We start from the raw sequence: 16,075 nt of genomic DNA, 5'->3' as shown, positions 1-16,075 counted from the left end.
GAAAATGACGAACCATAACAATCAGGAACTGGAAGCGCGACTGGCTCTTGCCAAAGACATTGCATTAGCCGCTGGCGCTAAGGCACTCGATTATTTCAACAATCGCGAGGCACTCACTATTGAATTCAAGCGCGATCCGCAAGATGTGGTCTCCATCGCTGACCGTGATGTGGAACAGCTTATTCGCACGTTGGTTTCAGAAAAATTTTCAACCGACGGCTTTCTCGGTGAGGAATATGGGCTAGACGAAGGATCGTCTGGTTATACGTGGGTGGTGGATCCTATTGATGGAACCAGCCCCTTCGTCAATGGCATGCCGAACTGGTGCGTTTCGATTGCCGTTTTGAAGGATGGTGAACCTGTCATTGGTGTTATCAAAGCGCCTTGTTTTGATGAGCTTTATGCTTCTGCAAAAGGTCTTGGTGCGACACTCAACGGCAAGGCACTGAAACTTGATTCAACGAAGACCATTCAAAACGCTGTTACCGGCATCGGTGCAAATAACTACGTTACTCCACAAACCGTGGCCAAGATCGTGGAGAACCTTCTGGAAGCCGGTGGTACTTTCATTCGCAACGGTTCAGGCGCTTTGATGATTGCCTATGTCGCAGCAGGCAGGCTCGTGGGCTATTATGAACCATACATGCATGCTTGGGATTGCATGGCTGGATTTTGCCTCGTGCGCGAAGCAGGCGGTTATGCCCATCCATTCCCGGTCGATGGAGAAAACATTATGAAAGGCAGCCACGTATTTGCTTCAGCACCCGGAGCCATCGATGATTTAAAAAAGGTCGCGAACCTCTAAGACCTGTCGTCTTGTTGCGCACATTTTTTGACTTCGCAAAGCTTGTCAAAGCGCGCAGTGTTCCAGTGTATATGACACTATTTAACGGTTTGGGGGAACAGGAAGGTGACTCCAGCCTTTATACCCCATTTGGGACCTTCCTCAGGACCCTCGAGCCAGTATTTGGCCCCCAGCGACAGGCTCATGGTCTGATCGCCAACCTTTACGATCTTTGAGAACGAGCCCGAAACAGGCACAGTCCATTGATCGGCTGTCCAGTCATAGTCGGCATCTAGATTGGCCGATATCGTCCTGCCTTTACCGATATGCCACGCGATAAACGGTTGCAACTCTGTCTGATTTACGTCCGGCCTACTACCGGCACCGAGTACCGACCAAATATGATTTGCCGACATACCGGTCGTGACCGAACTGGTTTGATAAAGCAGCAAGCCCAATGGGCCGAGAGAGAACTTACCGGACCCCAGCAGATCATCTGTAGCCGTTGGAAAAGAAAACTGCGGTCCAATTGCCCAGATTAGCGGGCCATGAGCCGCCGAGGTGAATGAGAAAGTTTGTGTGATATCGCCTAGCCCGTAAGTGCTACCGCCCTCGCCAAACGGGTTGGTATAAACGAAAGGAATGTCTGTATGAGAAATGACATTCCAGCGATCATTAAATCGCATTGGTATCACCGGCTCGATATCCAGAGAGAAGCCGCGCACCTTCCCGCTTCGCCGGCCGAAATCGAGATCAGAATGCACCGGCACACTGATCATGAATGAAGCCGGATTGGAGACCTTTCGGGCCAACTCATCGACATCATCATTTGAAGATTGAGCAAGGGACGACGACGTTATCAATAGGATAGAAACCACACCGCCTAAAATAAGCTGCCCGGCTTTTCCACCAATTCTCGCTCGGGCGATCAAATCTGTGGTCACGCGGTTTCCCATCAGCGGCCTCGACACCTGCGTCCAATTCAAACCTAAACATGTTTTACAATAAGATCTCTATTGTGCTGTGGCTTGTGAGAACGCCACCCCGGCAATCCGGTCGCCATCCAGGCGATAAACAAGCGATTGCTCCACCGTCTCACCTGAAACTTTATGCTCGTTTGAATAGCGTGCAAATTGCTTGGCTTTTACCTTGCCCAGACGTTTCTCCAGAGCACGTTTGTCATCTTTCAAAGCTGGAATTGGCAGTTCGAGGTTCGACAGATCGATACGGGGCTGCCCACATTTGGCTGACTTATCCGTTATAACTTCAGCTGCGATCAGATTGAGAATGGCGCCATCGCCCTTCTTCTTGTTCAAACCGTCCGATATAAACCAGATGCGACGGGGTAAATTATCACCGGTTATCTCGTAACAAAGCCAAGCGGTTTTACCCGATGACGTGCTATGGCCCTGAACGGTGCCTCCGGCGAGCGCTTGAATTTCATCGAGTTTTGTTTTTCCAAGCGATACATCCTTGTCGGCCAATCTGATAAGATTATCAAAAGGAACGCTAAATTGAACGATAGTCGCTTTGGCTGTCTGCCCGCCCAGCACCATGGCCGGAAACCCACTTAACTTATCGTTCTGAGCATTCGCCGACGAGCAAGTCAGGACCGAAAATATCATCCCGACCAAGCCCACCAATCCGGCGGGATTGAATGATCTGATATGCATAGCCATCTCCCTCATCATGCCATGGTGAAACTGGTGGTTTGCAGAATGCCTTCGAAAGAAACGCACATGGCTCGCTTAAAATGCTTTTCTTCAATCTGCTGAAACCATTGGCTTTTTGACCGATAACGGCATCGACAATGTCAGAATAACTGCATCACCTTCTGCACGGTTTTCCGCCGCGAATTCATGGAAATATTTAACGCGGGCAGAAAGCGGGGTTTCCCCCAGCTCAAAGTTCCAGCCAGCTGTCGCTCCTATGGCCGCCACACGGCCCTTGAAAGGGGCGGCGGCCCCGTCTCCACTATCACCAGACAGCTGCTGATAGTAATAGCCAACCAATCCCGCATCGAATTTGGCATTGAAGTGTTTTACCGCTGCCCATTCAAAATGGAACTCGTTACCAGTTCTATAGTCCGTAGCAGGGTTTTCCGCATTGAATGTTATACCGACCACACCGGAGAGATCCCAACCGATAGCAGGATCCAACCAGGTTCCAGCGGCAAATATGTCTGCGCCCCAATGGTGGAAAGCGATGTTTGAAATCTCGCCATCCTGATAGTCGCCAATAGGTACATTGACCAATGTACCGACCTGGTAGTGGAAGTTACCGGTCTGCCACCCAAGGAACCCACTGACGATGGGGTCACCAATGGTAAAAACCGTATCTCGTACGCCCCTCGAAACCTCGCCGACGCGCGGACCATTCAAAACGACATCGGCCTCGGTCTTCTTCCATCCAAATGGCAGCGATGCGCCCAAACCGAGAGAGCCTCCCGCAATGGTTTCCGGCAAAACCCACATCACGGTCGGAATCTCGATGGCTGCCGTGCCCGTCACACCAACGGCCAGTTTACCGCCTGTCGGAAGGCTTTTATTTCCACCAAGATCTCCCCGATAATAATAAAAGTCGTTCTGAAAATAGACGCCCGGAGGAGGTGTTATGCCCGCTGCGGGGCCCTTCGATCCCAACAGGTAGAAACCCGCCCCTCCTTCCGCACTCATCGCAACAGACGGAACAAGAAACGATCCCACAAGTGCCCCCAGTGCCAGCATATGCAGAGAAATTCGACCCATGACATCCCCTCGACCACGAGCAAAGTGTTCAGTATTCTTTACGAATCTGCGCATACTAATTTTTAGCAATACTCGTTTCTTTTCGCTTTTCGCGCAATGTTTAATAAGTACGTTACGGTAAATCCCCGCCGCCGAAGGTCTTCGTATTTCAACTTTTAAAAGCAATGGCTCGACGCGACGGTCATCCAGCGGCTTAGACAAGCTCGATAATCAATTCCGCACCGTCGGCTTGGGCAGTTCGGCCCTCGTCTGCCCAATCTGGATTTGATCCATAATGACATTCGCAACCATACGTGGAACGCTCATTCCTTCCAGCTCGTTGCCGACAGCTTGATGCAGACCGGGATTAGACTGCGTCACATCCTTCAACTCCGCTGTCGCTTCAGTCGGCCTCAGTTGGACGAGCGCCGCCAAGCGAAATCCAACTGCCAGATCATTCTGCGGAGGCAATTGATTGGCAAACAACAATACATCATGCCAGTTACCACGCCGGGCAGCATCAAGCGCGAGAACTGTACGCGCTTTCAATGCCATATTACGCTTCTGCTGTTCGCTTTCGTTAATCAAAGCAATAGCTTGATCCCAGTTCTGGTTAGCAAACAAGGCAAGTGCCAGGGTCGCCTTTACCTCCAGATTATTGGGATTGAGCGCTACGGCGCGCTTTCCAGCCTCCAGCGCATCCTCTATCCTGCCTTTGCGAAAATTGGCTTCCATCAGGGCAAATTCGGCTCGATCTGACCATGGTGCGATAGAGACAGCCTCCTGAGCAAGTTCCAGGCTACGGTCGAGCACATCTTTGGCGATAACCGACCCGCTGGAATTGACAAGAACGCGGGAAAGAGCTGCCATCGCATCCGTCTGTCGCGGATCATACTTCAGCGTCCGTTCAAGACAGCTTTGGGTGTCTGATTGTACCTGACCTTTCGCCAACGATATTTCTGCTTTCAGAACACAGACATTGCCAAAGAACTGGCTCTTCACATCCGTAGCGATCCGGCTATTGATTATGCCCGTTGAGGCGGCCAACTTTTGTGAAAGCCCGGACGACAGTTCCGCCCGCACCTGCTCCGCGGTCAATCCTGATCCCGGCACCTCTTCCACACCTGAACTCACAATGACGTTCTTGACCTCGTCATTGACCTGCCACCAGATGCTTCTGGTCTGGTCTTCAACCCGATACCGCATGCGTACCGTGTAGGCGGGAAGTCGCATCTGAGGATCTATGGACCCGCTATCGTTGGAACGAAGTGCTAGTGTGTGAAAATTGCCAAGCGCGATCAGCAATGAATCGCGAACACTTTCAGCCTCTCGATCAAAGGCAGGGTTCTCGGGGCTAAAATCGATTGCAACCGTCGGCTTGACTGTATCCGTCGAACGATTGGTCAGAAAATAAACAAGTGCCAAAGAGATTAACAATGCGAAACTGGCAACGGCCAGATCGAGATATTTAAAACGACGCCTTAATGTTACGGGCGGTATTGACGGAGGCGGGATCGGGGCTTGCCCCACAAGAGGATCCGAAGTTGCCTCTTCGGCATCGGCACGACGGTTGAACGCCAATGCATACTTGCCTTTTGGCAACTCTATCTCAATCGGCTTTTCTCTGCCGAAAGCCTCATAATACTGTACTAGAGCAGCGCGCAAGCGGCTGACTTCGATACGGACAATCGGATCGGTAGAAGGATCGAAGCTCTCTGGCCGCCCAAGGACATCAATCGCTATTGAATATCCTTTTACTCCGTCGTCACAGCCCGCGAAATGAAGGCTCGCGATGTAGTTGAGTATGGCTTTGCCCCGATCCGTGGCACGGAACCGCTTGTCCGCAGTCAGGTCAGCCAGCGCAGATTTAATTTCCTCATCTGAGATTTCTCGGTCATCAAACGCATTACTATTCCGTGCCATACCACCCCTCGCGGACCCGACATGAGAATAAATTAGCTGTTTGGAATTAAAATAAGCCTCAGACGAATATTGTCAATATTCCCGGATAATTAAAGAACAATGTTCCATTTCGGGGCATGAACTAGCGATGTGATAAGCAATACTCCAAGACATCGTCTTCTATTTCCTTGCATATTGTCTCATATTCCAAGGAAAGTGGAGTGATTTCAACTTGATCCCGCCTCAACCTCTCCAACATATTGCTGGCTTCGTCATAAGCCTCGAAAAGACCGATCAGCGGCTCCCCGGAGAATTGCTTCAGCTCCGAGCGGACAGATGGAAGCTTTAACATGAGTTTGCTAAGTCCGCTTCTCGATGCTGAGCTGGCGTTGCGGCGGACTGGTCTATCCTGGTTCACTGTCCACGGATCTCCCCTCAACGGATTTGGTTGTAAAGCATGACACCAATTTGTGCGCGTGGCAGTACGTTACGGTAAATCTACCTGTGTCACCGCGGCCACTCGATCTCTGCCAGCGAGAGAGTGTCAACAGCAATCGAACCTGCACTAGAGTATTTACTGTAACGTACTTACGAGCGCCCCAGAATTATTCGAGCTTCTTCAAGTTGCCATCGATATGAGCATCGACGACATCCCAATTTGCCTCGCGAACAGGAGCACGGAATGTTGATACAATCCATTTTGAGGAGGGCGCTATGAAGAAGCCCGTTATCCGCCGACTACTTTCGGCGACCGCCGCGCTCGTCATGACAATGACGTCTGTGACGGTTGTAACACCCGTTCATGCGCAGCAAAATGCGCCTGCAGAACCCGCGGCAAAGCCGAACATCCTCGTCATCTTTGGTGACGATATCGGCCAGACGAACATCAGCGCCTATTCGTTCGGTGTCATGGGATATCGTACACCGAATATCGACCGGATCGCGCATGAAGGACTGATGTTCACGGACTATTATGCCGAGAACAGCTGTACCGCTGGACGCTCATCCTTCATCACCGGACAAACCCCGAAACGCACCGGCTTGTCGAAAGTCGGTGTGCCAGGGGCAACTGTTGGTCTGCAAGCACGCGACGTCACCCTCGCTCAGGCGCTTAAACCTCTGGGTTATGCAACCGGGCAGTTTGGTAAGAACCACTTGGGCGACCGTGACGAATATCTGCCAACCAATCACGGGTTCGACGAATTCTACGGCAATCTCTATCACCTGAATGCCGAAGAAGAGCCTGAAAATCCAAACTGGCCGAAGGATGATGAAGCCTTCACCAAGATGAACTCGCCGCGCGGCGTGCTCAAGGCCAGCGCTGACGGAAAAATCGAGGATACCGGCGCGCTGACGAAAAAGCGCATGGAAACCATCGATGACGAAACAACCGACGCTGCAATCGACTTCATAAAACGTCAGGTCGACCAGAAGAAGCCGTTCTTCACCTGGATGAACACGACGCGCATGCATCTGTTCACCCATGTTCGCCCTTCAATGATCGGGCAGAGCGGCATGACCGGCAATGAGTATGCCGACGGCATGATCGAGCACGACGGTGATGTCGGAAAACTCCTGAAGACGCTGGATGACCTGGGCATCGCGGACAACACCATCGTCGTCTACACGACCGATAATGGACCGAACCGCTTCACCTGGCCGGATGCTGCAAACTCGCCATTCCGCAATGAAAAGGATTCCAATTTCGAAGGTGCCTTCCGTGTACCGGCAATGGTGCGGTGGCCCGGCCATATCAAGCCCGGTCAGGTGTCGACGGATATGTTCTCCGGTCTGGACTGGTTCCCGACTTTGATGGCTGTTGCCGGCGATACCGATATCAAGGATCGCCTTCTCAAGGGTACCAGCATTGGCGGCAAGCAGTTCAAGGTGCACCTGGACGGCTATAACCAGTTGCCATATCTCACAGGGCAAGAATCCAAGAGCGCTCGCAATGATTTCGCCTATTTCAACGATGACGGTGTTCTCGTTGCCTATCGCCTTGGCGACTGGAAAGCGGTCTTCGTTGAGATGCAGCATCCCGGCGGGTTTGCCGTATGGCAACAGCCTTTCACGCCGCTGCGTGTTCCCAAGCTCTACAATCTGCGCATGGATCCCTATGAGCGCGCCGATATTGTTTCAGACCAGTACTTCGACTGGTTGACAAGAAACGATTTCAAGCTGGCACAGATGACGATGCACGCCGCAGAATTCCTTCAGACCTTCGTTGAATATCCGCCTAGTCAGGAACCGGCAAGTTTCTCGATAGATCAGATTGCCCGCGATGTCGAGGCCAAGATCAAGGAAAACGCAGCGAAGTCCAAAGCGAACTGACATTCGAAATGACGGCACGCGCTTCAGCGCGTGCCGTTTCTTCGCCGACAGGAGCACAGCATGACTGCACGCGATGACATTCTGAAACTAGGTGACCGTGTGGGACAATCTGTCATCGGACAGGAGCAAATGGTCGAACGCCTATTGCTGGGTGTGATTTCAAACGGCCACATACTGGTTGAGGGGCTCCCCGGGCTTGCCAAAACCCGTGCAATCAAAAGCCTTGCGAAAAATCTCGAATCCGAGCTTTCACGCATCCAATTCACACCCGATCTTCTACCTGCGGATGTCACCGGTTCTGAAATCTATATCTCAGACGGCGCAAAAAGCGCCTTTCAGTTTCAGCAGGGTCCGATCTTCGCCAATCTCATTCTTGCCGATGAGATCAATCGCGCACCCGCCAAGGTTCAATCAGCCCTGCTGGAAGCGATGGAAGAACGGCAAGTAACTGTCGGTGGAAAGAGCTATCAATTGCCGGACCTGTTCATGGTGATGGCAACGCAGAATCCGATTGAGCAAGAAGGGACCTACCCCTTGCCCGAGGCACAACTGGATCGATTTCTGCTTCATATTCGGGTCGATTATCCCGATGAACAATCCGAAGCTGCGATCATGCGTCTTAACCGGAGCGAGGAACAGGAAGCCCACGACAAGGCTCCCGCAAAAGAAAAAACGACCCGCCTATCGGCGCAGAGCATCTTTGAGGCGCGCAAGGAAATAGGCACGATTACAGTGTCGGAGCCGGTTGAAAAATACATGGTCGCACTGGTTTTTGCGACACGTTATCCAGAACGATACAATGCCGATCTGGCCAAACTTTTACAGGTAGGTGTGAGCCCGCGCGGTGTGATCGGCCTTGATCGCATGTCGCGCTCCTATGCCTGGTTGAAGGGTCGTGATTTTGTTACGCCCGATGACGTCAAGGCCATCATGCACGACGTATTCCGGCACCGGTTACTGTTGTCCTATGAAGCACATGCGTCAAACACAACGCCCGACCAGATCATTGATCGCATCACCGAGCTGGTGGCTGTGTCATGAGCGCAAGCCTGAGCGACGATACTGGTGTTTACGTAGACACCTCCGCGCTCGTTGCACTTGAGGCGCAAGCGCGTGATCTCAGCTTCGTCCAAAAATCGCCCAGCCATCGCCAGCTTGCGGGACGGATGCGCTCGGCGGTACGTGGTCGAGGCCTCTCCTTCGAGGAGTTGCGCGAATATCTGCCGGGCGACGATATCCGCTCTATCGATTGGCGCGTCACGGCGCGCACGAAGAAGCCGGTCGTGCGAGTTTACAGTGAAGAGAAAGAACGTCCTGCCCTCCTGATCGTTGATCAGCGCATCAATATGTTTTTCGGCAGCAAACGCGCCATGAAATCCGTATGTGCAGCGGAATGCGCAATGCTGTGCGCCTGGCGTATTCTGGGATCGGGTGATCGTGTTGGTGGCATCGTATTCGGCGATACAGATACAGCGCAGATCAAACCGCAGCGCAGTCGCAATGCGGTGATCGGCCTAGCCAACCAGATTGCGGAGAAAAACGCTGCACTCAATGCCAGCTATGCGCTTGATCCCGCTCCATCCATGTTGAATGACATTTTGCATCACGTCAGCGCCATCGCCTATCACGACTATCTCGTGATCGTGGTCAGCGACTTCGATGGCCATGACGATACGACACGCGATTACCTGCTCCAGATTTCGAGCCGCAATGATGTGATCTGCCTGTTGGTCTATGATCCATTTCTGCTTGATCTGCCGAAGAGCGGCGAACTGGTCGTCAGTGGCGGCACCACACAGGCCGAATTGACTTTTGGCAAAGGACCAATGCGCAATTCCATCGATAGCTTCGCGCGTAACCGCGGGCGCGAATTCCGCTCCTGGCAACGCGAACTCGGGCTACCAATGCTGCCCATCTCTGCGGCAGAAGAAACCGCACCACAATTACGCAACCTCCTTGAGAAGTCCATGTGGCGCCAAAGGAGGCGATAGTGGATCAAGCAACAGAGACCGCTCTTAGGTCGCTCCACGACATTGCTATTCCACCGCCAATTTCATGGCTACCGCAAACATGGGGATGGGGACTACTGGCGGCCCTGCTCTTCCTGGCAATTGCCATCTTCATCGTTCGATGGTTCGTCCGCTATCGACGCAACGCCTATCGGCGTGAAGCACTCCACGCTCTCGAGATCATTTCCAACAACACACTCTCAGCACGGTCACCGGCAATAGAAGTTGCCGAACTGCTGAAGCGCACGGCACTATCCGCATGGCCTCGCATCGACGTCGCAACTCTATCTGGCAGTCGCTGGGTTGGGTTCCTCGAGCAGCACAGTTCAGAGCCGCTCGGAGCTGATCTGAAGGCACTCCTGACGGGTCAGGAATACGAACCGGGACCGACAAAGGACTTGCCTGTGATCGTCAGTCAGGCGCGACTTTGGATCGAGAGGCATCATGTATGAACTCGATCATCCATGGCTTCTGCTTCTATTGCCAGTACCGCTGCTTCTCTGGTGGCTTCTGCCAAGCCATCGGGTATCGGCCGCTTCAATCAGACTGCCCTTCTTCAAAGATGTCGCACGAGCAGCAGGTGTTGAGCCAACGGTGGGATCGATCATTCCGCGGCGAAGCTGGTGGCAGATCGTCCTTGATCTACTCGCTTGGGGCTTGCTGGTTTTGGCGCTCGCCCGACCGCAACTCATCGAACCGCCGATTACCAAATCGATACCGCAGCGCGATATATTGCTAGCGCTCGATCTTTCCCAATCGATGGACACACGCGATTTTGCGACACCAAGCGGTGCGTTGGACACGCGGATCAACGCCGTCAAAACAGTGGTAGCGGACTTTGTTGCAAGGCGGGCATACGACCGGCTGGGGTTGATTGCCTTTGGCGACGCCCCTTATCCGCTAGCGCCGTTCACGATGGACCACGATTTAATACGGACAATGATCGGCTCTCTCGTGCCGGGCGAAGCCGGTCCCAGAACCGCAATGGGCGACTCTATCGGCCTTGCTATTCGCATGTTCGAGAAATCGGATGTGCCCGAGAAAGTGCTTATCCTGCTCTCCGATGGCAACGATACTGCGAGCAAGATGCCGCCTCTAAAAGCCGCAGAAATCGCCAAAGACGGCCACATCGTTATTCACACTGTCGCAATCGGTGACCCAAACGCCACCGGCGAGGATAAGGTCGACACACAGACATTACAGGCCATCGCCACGCGAACGGGTGGACGCTATTCATTCGGTCAGGATCAGACCAGTCTGGGCTCCATCTACGAGATGCTGGACAGTATAACACCACAGGAACAAAAAGAGTTGTCATGGCGACCGCGACGGGAGCTGTTCCAGTATCCGGCAGCACTTTCATTGATGATATTGATCTTTTCTCTTTGTCTTAGTGTTGCACAGGCACGAATGGTGCGGAGAGCAGCGGTATGACCTCCGACTTTCACTGCCTGCGCCCGGCCTGGCTAATTTTATTGATACTGCCACTTGCCCTGGTTTGGTTTGCGGCGCGGTCTTCAAACGTCAGGCAGAAGTGGAAAAACATGATTGCTCCACATCTGCTTGAGCGACTGGTTATCGAAGGAGACAGCAAGCGGCGTTTTCAGCCAGCGACACTTCTAGCGCTCATTATGGTCATCATGATCCTCGCAATCGCCGGTCCAAGCTGGGATAAGGAAACACCACCTTTCGTGCATGACACGGCATCACTGGTGATCGCGGTCGATCTTTCGCAGACAATGGATGCCATTGACGTCAGCCCCAGCCGCATCGAAAGGGCCAAGCTCAAAATCCACGATATTCTGGCAAGTCGCGCTGGGGCTAGAACGGCCGTGATTGCTTACGCAGGCACAGCACATCTGGTTCTACCCCTCACCGATGACGCCGATCTGATTGAATCCTATACCGATGCGCTTTCAACGGGTATCATGCCGCGTCCCGGAAAGGATACGGGCGCAGCACTTATCCGCGCAGCCGCACTACTGAAGGAAGACGGTTCTTCCGGAACAATATTGTTCATGACAGACGGAGTAGAAACCTCAGCCATCAAATCGCTGGGCGATGAACGGGATAATGGCGTTGTGGTGTTGATCATCAGTACGGCGGATGGTGGGCCGATCAAGACCGGCGACGGTGGCTTTCTTTCATCAGACAGTGGTACGCGCCTCGTTACCAAACTCGATGCTGAAAGCATGGCACAACTGCGCGCCTCAAACACTATTGCAGTCACAACCGTCACTGACGACGATGCCGATGTTCGATGGATTACGGCACAGATACAGGGAAACTTTGCACAACAGCAATGGAACAAGGAAAGCCGATGGCGCGACAGCGGATGGTGGTTTCTCATCCCGGCGGCGCTGCTGTTTGCCCTCACGTTCCGACGCGGCTGGGTTGTCAGACTTGGCGGCATGATCATTGCCATTCATTTAATCGGAAACGATCCGGCAAGCGCTGGTTCATTCGAAGATATGTGGCTGACGCAGGACCAGCAGGGACGAATTGCTTTTCAAAACAAAGATTTTTCCAAAGCCGCGAAGTTGTTTCGCAATCCCATGTGGCGTGGTGTCGCCGAATACCGGGCCGGGAATTATCAGGGAGCCATCAATGCATTTGCCATCATCGACAGCCCGCAGAGCTGGTACAACCAAGGCAATGCGCTGATGCATCTGAAGAAATTCGCTGAAGCTGTTTCCGCATACGAGAAAGCACTTCAGGCAAACCCAAAGTCGGAAGATGTTCAGGCCAATCTCGCGACGGCAAAACGTCTCCTGCAAGCACAGCAGAATGAGGAGCAGGATCAGACAGAAGATCCCGATTTGAAGCCTGACAGCGTCCAGTTTGATGACAAGGGCAAAGAAGGCAAAGATGTTGAAATTGCCATGTCTGAACAAACTTCTCAGATGTGGATCAAAAACATTGCTGTCAGCCCGGCCGCCATGCTGGCACGCCGGTTTTCGATTGAAGCAGAAGGCGGTACCAAATGAGGATTTTGTTTCGCCTCATCGGTTTCGGCCTTCTTCTGACAACCCAATTTCTCGTCAGTGATGCCTCAGCGCAGGAACCTATCATACGTGCCAAGATCGAAGAAACCGGCACAATCGTGCCGGGCCAACAAGTTCATCTCGTGCTGAATGTGCTTGCTCCGGGTTTTTTCACCTCGCCTCCACAATTCCCCCTGTTCGCGCTGCCGCACGCTCTGGTGACATTGCCTGATGAACGATCCCAGAACGTCACAGACACCATAAATGGCGTTCAATTCAGCGGCATTCAAAAGCGCTATTCTATTATACCCCAAGTCAGCGGGAGTTATAGCATTCCCGCAATCGAGATTTCGTTCGACTATCTTGAGGATGGAAATCGCAAGCACACAACAGCGACGAGCGCACCGATGTCCTTCAGCGTCGACGCTGCCCAACAGGATGGACAGCCTGAATTTGCTGCCGGGTCTTTGGAACTGACACAAAGTTTCGATAGGCCTCCGGATAAATTACAGACCGGAGACGCTCTGGTCAGAACACTTACTATTACCGCAACGGATACGGTGGCGATCACCATTCCGCCTGTCAATGTTGGCACCTCACAAGGCCTGGACCAGTATGTAAAGCCGGCCACTGTGGCGGACAATGTTCCAGCGGGGCGACAAACAGCAAGTCGTCGCGTCGAAACCATCGTCTACACGGCTTCCAAGCCTGGCACTTTCACGCTACCGGCGGTTTCCTATCACTGGTTTGATGTGCAATCACAGCAAGTTCAGATCGCAACTTTACCGGTGACAACCGTTACGGTCGCTCCAAATACAGCGAAATCTGCGACACCCGTTGAACCCGCAGACAAGAACATGCCAAGTCGGCAGGTGCTTTGGATATTGGCGTTAGCCGTGCTTCTGGTCGCTGTCGTTCTGGCCGTCGCTTTGCGATATCGGGCGCGGCTTTCGAAGCTTCTGCACAAATGGAATGAGCGGCGGCGAAACTCGATCGGTAGGCAAAAAAGACAGACACTTCGCATTATCAAAACGGCGAATTATCCACAAATCAACGCTGCGCTGGAAGCCTGGACGCGTCGCAAGGGATACGCCTCCCTTGAAGATTGGGCGCGGGCAGCAGGTGACACGTCACTGGCCACGCAAGTCAAGATCCTACAACGACAGCTTTATGGAAATAGCGCCCCGGAAGAGATTGATCGCCGTATCCTGGCTCGCGGCGTTGAGAACCGTATATCGCGTAAAAGCACCACAAAGCCACCTGCCCTTGTCGCGCTGAACCCCTGATACACTTTGCTGATTTACCGTAACGTACTTCCTGCCAGAACGACACCAAGGCAACCTTTGTACAATTTCGCGGAGGATGACGATGGGTATGAACGCTTTGAGCAAACGTTATTCCGAGCAGGCTTCAGATGAAATGGCCTGGATTCCAGGCGGGACGTTTCAGATGGGGTCGGACAACCATTATCCCGAGGAAGCGCCGCGACACCCGGTGAAGGTGGACGGATTTTGGATCAGCACAACACCTGTCACCAATCGTCAGTTTTCCCGCTTCGTTGAAGAAACGGGGTATATCACGATGGCGGAGAAAGCACCCGATCCACGGGATTATCCCGGCGCTCTGCCCGAAATGCTGCGCGCAGGCTCACTTGTATTCACGTCGCCAAAGCGGGTCGAAGGTTGCGATATAGGCCAATGGTGGAAATTCAAATTCGGAGCAAACTGGCGCAAGCCATTGGGCGGGCTCAGCGATTTACGCGGTAAGCTCGATCATCCTGTCGTTCACGTGGCCCATTGTGATGCACTTGCCTATGCTCAGTGGGCGGGTCTTGATTTGCCAACCGAGGCAGAATTCGAGTTCGCAGCCAAAGGTGGGCACGAGGACGTGGAATATGCGTGGGGCGACGAACTGATGCCAGATGGCGTTGCCATGGCCAACACGTGGCAAGGCGTATTTCCCGTGAAAAGCACGAAACCAGCAGGGCGTGAGCGAACATCTCCAGTCCGGTCATTCCCCGCCAACGGTTATGGTGTTTACGACATGATCGGCAATGTCTGGGAATGGACCAATGATTACTGGACAACGCAACATGCGCAACCGGCTGCAAGTCCCTGCTGCATACCCAGCAACCCCCGTGGGGGCGAAGCATTGGCGAGTTTGGACCCACAGCAACCCGATATCCGCATCGCCAGACGTGTGCTGAAGGGCGGCTCTCACCTCTGTTCGCCTGATTATTGCCGGCGCTATCGTCCGGCTGCGCGCCATGCAGAACCCGAAGACACATCCACAAGCCATGTCGGATTTCGGTGCGTGAAAAGACCAACGAACTAGGGAGAAGTTCATGCGTTTGCTTACGCTGTTGGTGCTGATCGTCACATTGCAGATATCTACATCAGCATGGGCCGCAGAGCTTTCCAACTGGAATGACAGTAAATCCAGACAGCAGATCGTCGACTTCGTCGAGAAGGTAACGAAGGAAGGCAATAAAGATTATGTAGCACCTGTTGACCGAATTGCCGTGTTCGACAATGACGGCACACTCTGGACGGAGCAACCCTATTATTTTCAGTTGGCTTTCATGCTGGACCGGGTCAAGGCACTGGCTCCCGATCATCCGGAATGGAACACCACGGAACCGTTCAAATCCATCCTCAACGGCGATCTGGCAGGTATCGCGAAAAGTGGCGAGAAGGGCGTGGTGGAGCTTGGCATGGCGACCCATGCCGGCATGACAACGGACGAGTTCAACAAGATCGTCACAGATTGGTACGCAACGGCGAAACACCCAAAGACAGGTAAGCCCTTTACGGAAATGACATTCCTGCCTATGCGCGAGCTGCTTGATTATTTGCGCGCTCATGACTTCAAAACATTCATCGTGTCAGGCGGTGGCGTGGAATTCATGCGTCCCATGACCGAAAAGGCCTATGGCATTCCTGCGGAGCAGGTGATCGGCAGCAGTATCAAAACCCAATATGCCGTCGAGAATGACCAGCCCGTCCTGAAACGCTTGCCGGAGGTCGATTTCATCGATGATGGTCCCGGCAAACCGGTGGGCATCAATCGCATCATCGGCAAGAAGCCGATTTTTATCGCTGGCAACTCCGATGGTGATTACGAAATGCTGCGTTGGGGCACCACCTCTCCCAACAGCCTCGGTATCATCATCCATCACACCGACGGAGACCGGGAATATGCCTATGACCGGCAGTCGTCATTCGGCAAGCTGGACAAAGCTCTGACCGAAGCGCCGAAACGAAATTGGGTCATCGTCGACATGAAGAATGATTGGAAGAAGGTCTATGCCTTCGAATGACCTTTCATTCCACGTGCCAT

General features: G+C 53.1%; 14 protein-coding genes. 10 read left to right on the top strand and 4 right to left on the bottom strand.

The annotated features are described in order from the left end of the window. Window positions 1–4: 4 nt before the first annotated feature. Entirely contained in the window at window positions 5–805 is an 801-nt protein-coding gene (locus FHW00_RS11655) for an inositol monophosphatase family protein (protein ID WP_078340638.1), read from the top strand. Window positions 806–882: 77 nt separating this feature from the next. On the opposite strand, the gene FHW00_RS11650 is transcribed toward FHW00_RS11655, so the two are convergent. The 4 genes from FHW00_RS11650 to FHW00_RS11635 all read right to left on the bottom strand — a co-directional run bounded on the left by FHW00_RS11650 (window position 883) and on the right by FHW00_RS11635 (window position 5,433). Next, window positions 883–1,728, bottom strand: a complete 846-nt coding sequence (locus FHW00_RS11650; protein WP_078340639.1) for a hypothetical protein — start codon at window positions 1,726–1,728, stop codon at window positions 883–885. Between the two features lie 69 nt (window positions 1,729–1,797). Further along, window positions 1,798–2,457: a hypothetical protein gene (locus tag FHW00_RS11645; protein ID WP_139364436.1), complete on the bottom strand. Its 660-nt coding sequence runs from the start codon at window positions 2,455–2,457 to the stop codon at window positions 1,798–1,800. A gap of 90 nt (window positions 2,458–2,547) precedes the next feature. Next, window positions 2,548–3,510, bottom strand: a complete 963-nt coding sequence (locus tag FHW00_RS11640; RefSeq protein ID WP_445558000.1) for a SphA family protein — start codon at window positions 3,508–3,510, stop codon at window positions 2,548–2,550. A gap of 231 nt (window positions 3,511–3,741) precedes the next feature. After that, complete coding sequence (locus FHW00_RS11635) at window positions 3,742–5,433, bottom strand: tetratricopeptide repeat protein (RefSeq protein ID WP_078340642.1); 1,692 nt, start codon at window positions 5,431–5,433, stop codon at window positions 3,742–3,744. A 693-nt stretch (window positions 5,434–6,126) separates the two neighbouring features. Between FHW00_RS11635 and FHW00_RS11630 the strand changes: the two genes are divergently transcribed. From FHW00_RS11630 to FHW00_RS11590, 9 genes are all read left to right on the top strand, one after another. Further along, the gene (locus tag FHW00_RS11630) at window positions 6,127–7,743 is read left to right on the top strand and encodes an arylsulfatase (protein WP_078340644.1); all 1,617 of its coding nucleotides are present in this window, start codon (window positions 6,127–6,129) and stop codon (window positions 7,741–7,743) included. A 60-nt stretch (window positions 7,744–7,803) separates the two neighbouring features. Next, window positions 7,804–8,784 carry an AAA family ATPase gene (locus FHW00_RS11625; protein ID WP_078340645.1) on the top strand — a complete coding sequence of 327 codons (981 nt, stop codon included), beginning with the start codon at window positions 7,804–7,806 and terminating at the stop codon, window positions 8,782–8,784. After that, window positions 8,781–9,734: a DUF58 domain-containing protein gene (locus tag FHW00_RS11620; RefSeq protein WP_078340646.1), complete on the top strand. Its 954-nt coding sequence runs from the start codon at window positions 8,781–8,783 to the stop codon at window positions 9,732–9,734. Before FHW00_RS11625 ends, FHW00_RS11620 begins: the two co-directional genes overlap by 4 nt. After that, window positions 9,734–10,204, top strand: a complete 471-nt coding sequence (locus FHW00_RS11615; protein ID WP_445557995.1) for a DUF4381 domain-containing protein — start codon at window positions 9,734–9,736, stop codon at window positions 10,202–10,204. The genes FHW00_RS11620 and FHW00_RS11615 overlap by 1 nt, the downstream gene beginning before the upstream one ends. Further along, window positions 10,197–11,186, top strand: coding sequence for a VWA domain-containing protein (locus tag FHW00_RS11610; protein ID WP_078340648.1), 990 nt, complete (start codon window positions 10,197–10,199; stop codon window positions 11,184–11,186). The genes FHW00_RS11615 and FHW00_RS11610 overlap by 8 nt, the downstream gene beginning before the upstream one ends. A 110-nt stretch (window positions 11,187–11,296) precedes the next feature. After that, a complete protein-coding gene (locus tag FHW00_RS11605) occupies window positions 11,297–12,739 on the top strand; it encodes a VWA domain-containing protein (protein WP_445557996.1) in 1,443 nt (480 codons plus the stop codon). After that, window positions 12,736–14,022: a BatD family protein gene (locus FHW00_RS11600; RefSeq protein ID WP_078340650.1), complete on the top strand. Its 1,287-nt coding sequence runs from the start codon at window positions 12,736–12,738 to the stop codon at window positions 14,020–14,022. Before FHW00_RS11605 ends, FHW00_RS11600 begins: the two co-directional genes overlap by 4 nt. A gap of 82 nt (window positions 14,023–14,104) precedes the next feature. After that, on the top strand, window positions 14,105–15,070 hold the full coding sequence (locus tag FHW00_RS11595) for a formylglycine-generating enzyme family protein (protein ID WP_078340651.1): 966 nt from the start codon (window positions 14,105–14,107) through the stop codon (window positions 15,068–15,070). Window positions 15,071–15,080: 10 nt separating this feature from the next. Next, window positions 15,081–16,055 (top strand): HAD family hydrolase, encoded by a 975-nt coding sequence (locus FHW00_RS11590; protein WP_078340652.1) that lies wholly within the window; start codon window positions 15,081–15,083, stop codon window positions 16,053–16,055. Window positions 16,056–16,075: the final 20 nt, after the last annotated feature.

This window comes from Ochrobactrum sp. P6BSIII (assembly GCF_014138065.1).
Taxonomy (GTDB): domain Bacteria; phylum Pseudomonadota; class Alphaproteobacteria; order Rhizobiales; family Rhizobiaceae; genus Brucella.
The sequence above is the reverse complement of the archived record's forward strand: the minus strand, read 5'-3'. Positions and strand labels throughout refer to the sequence as shown.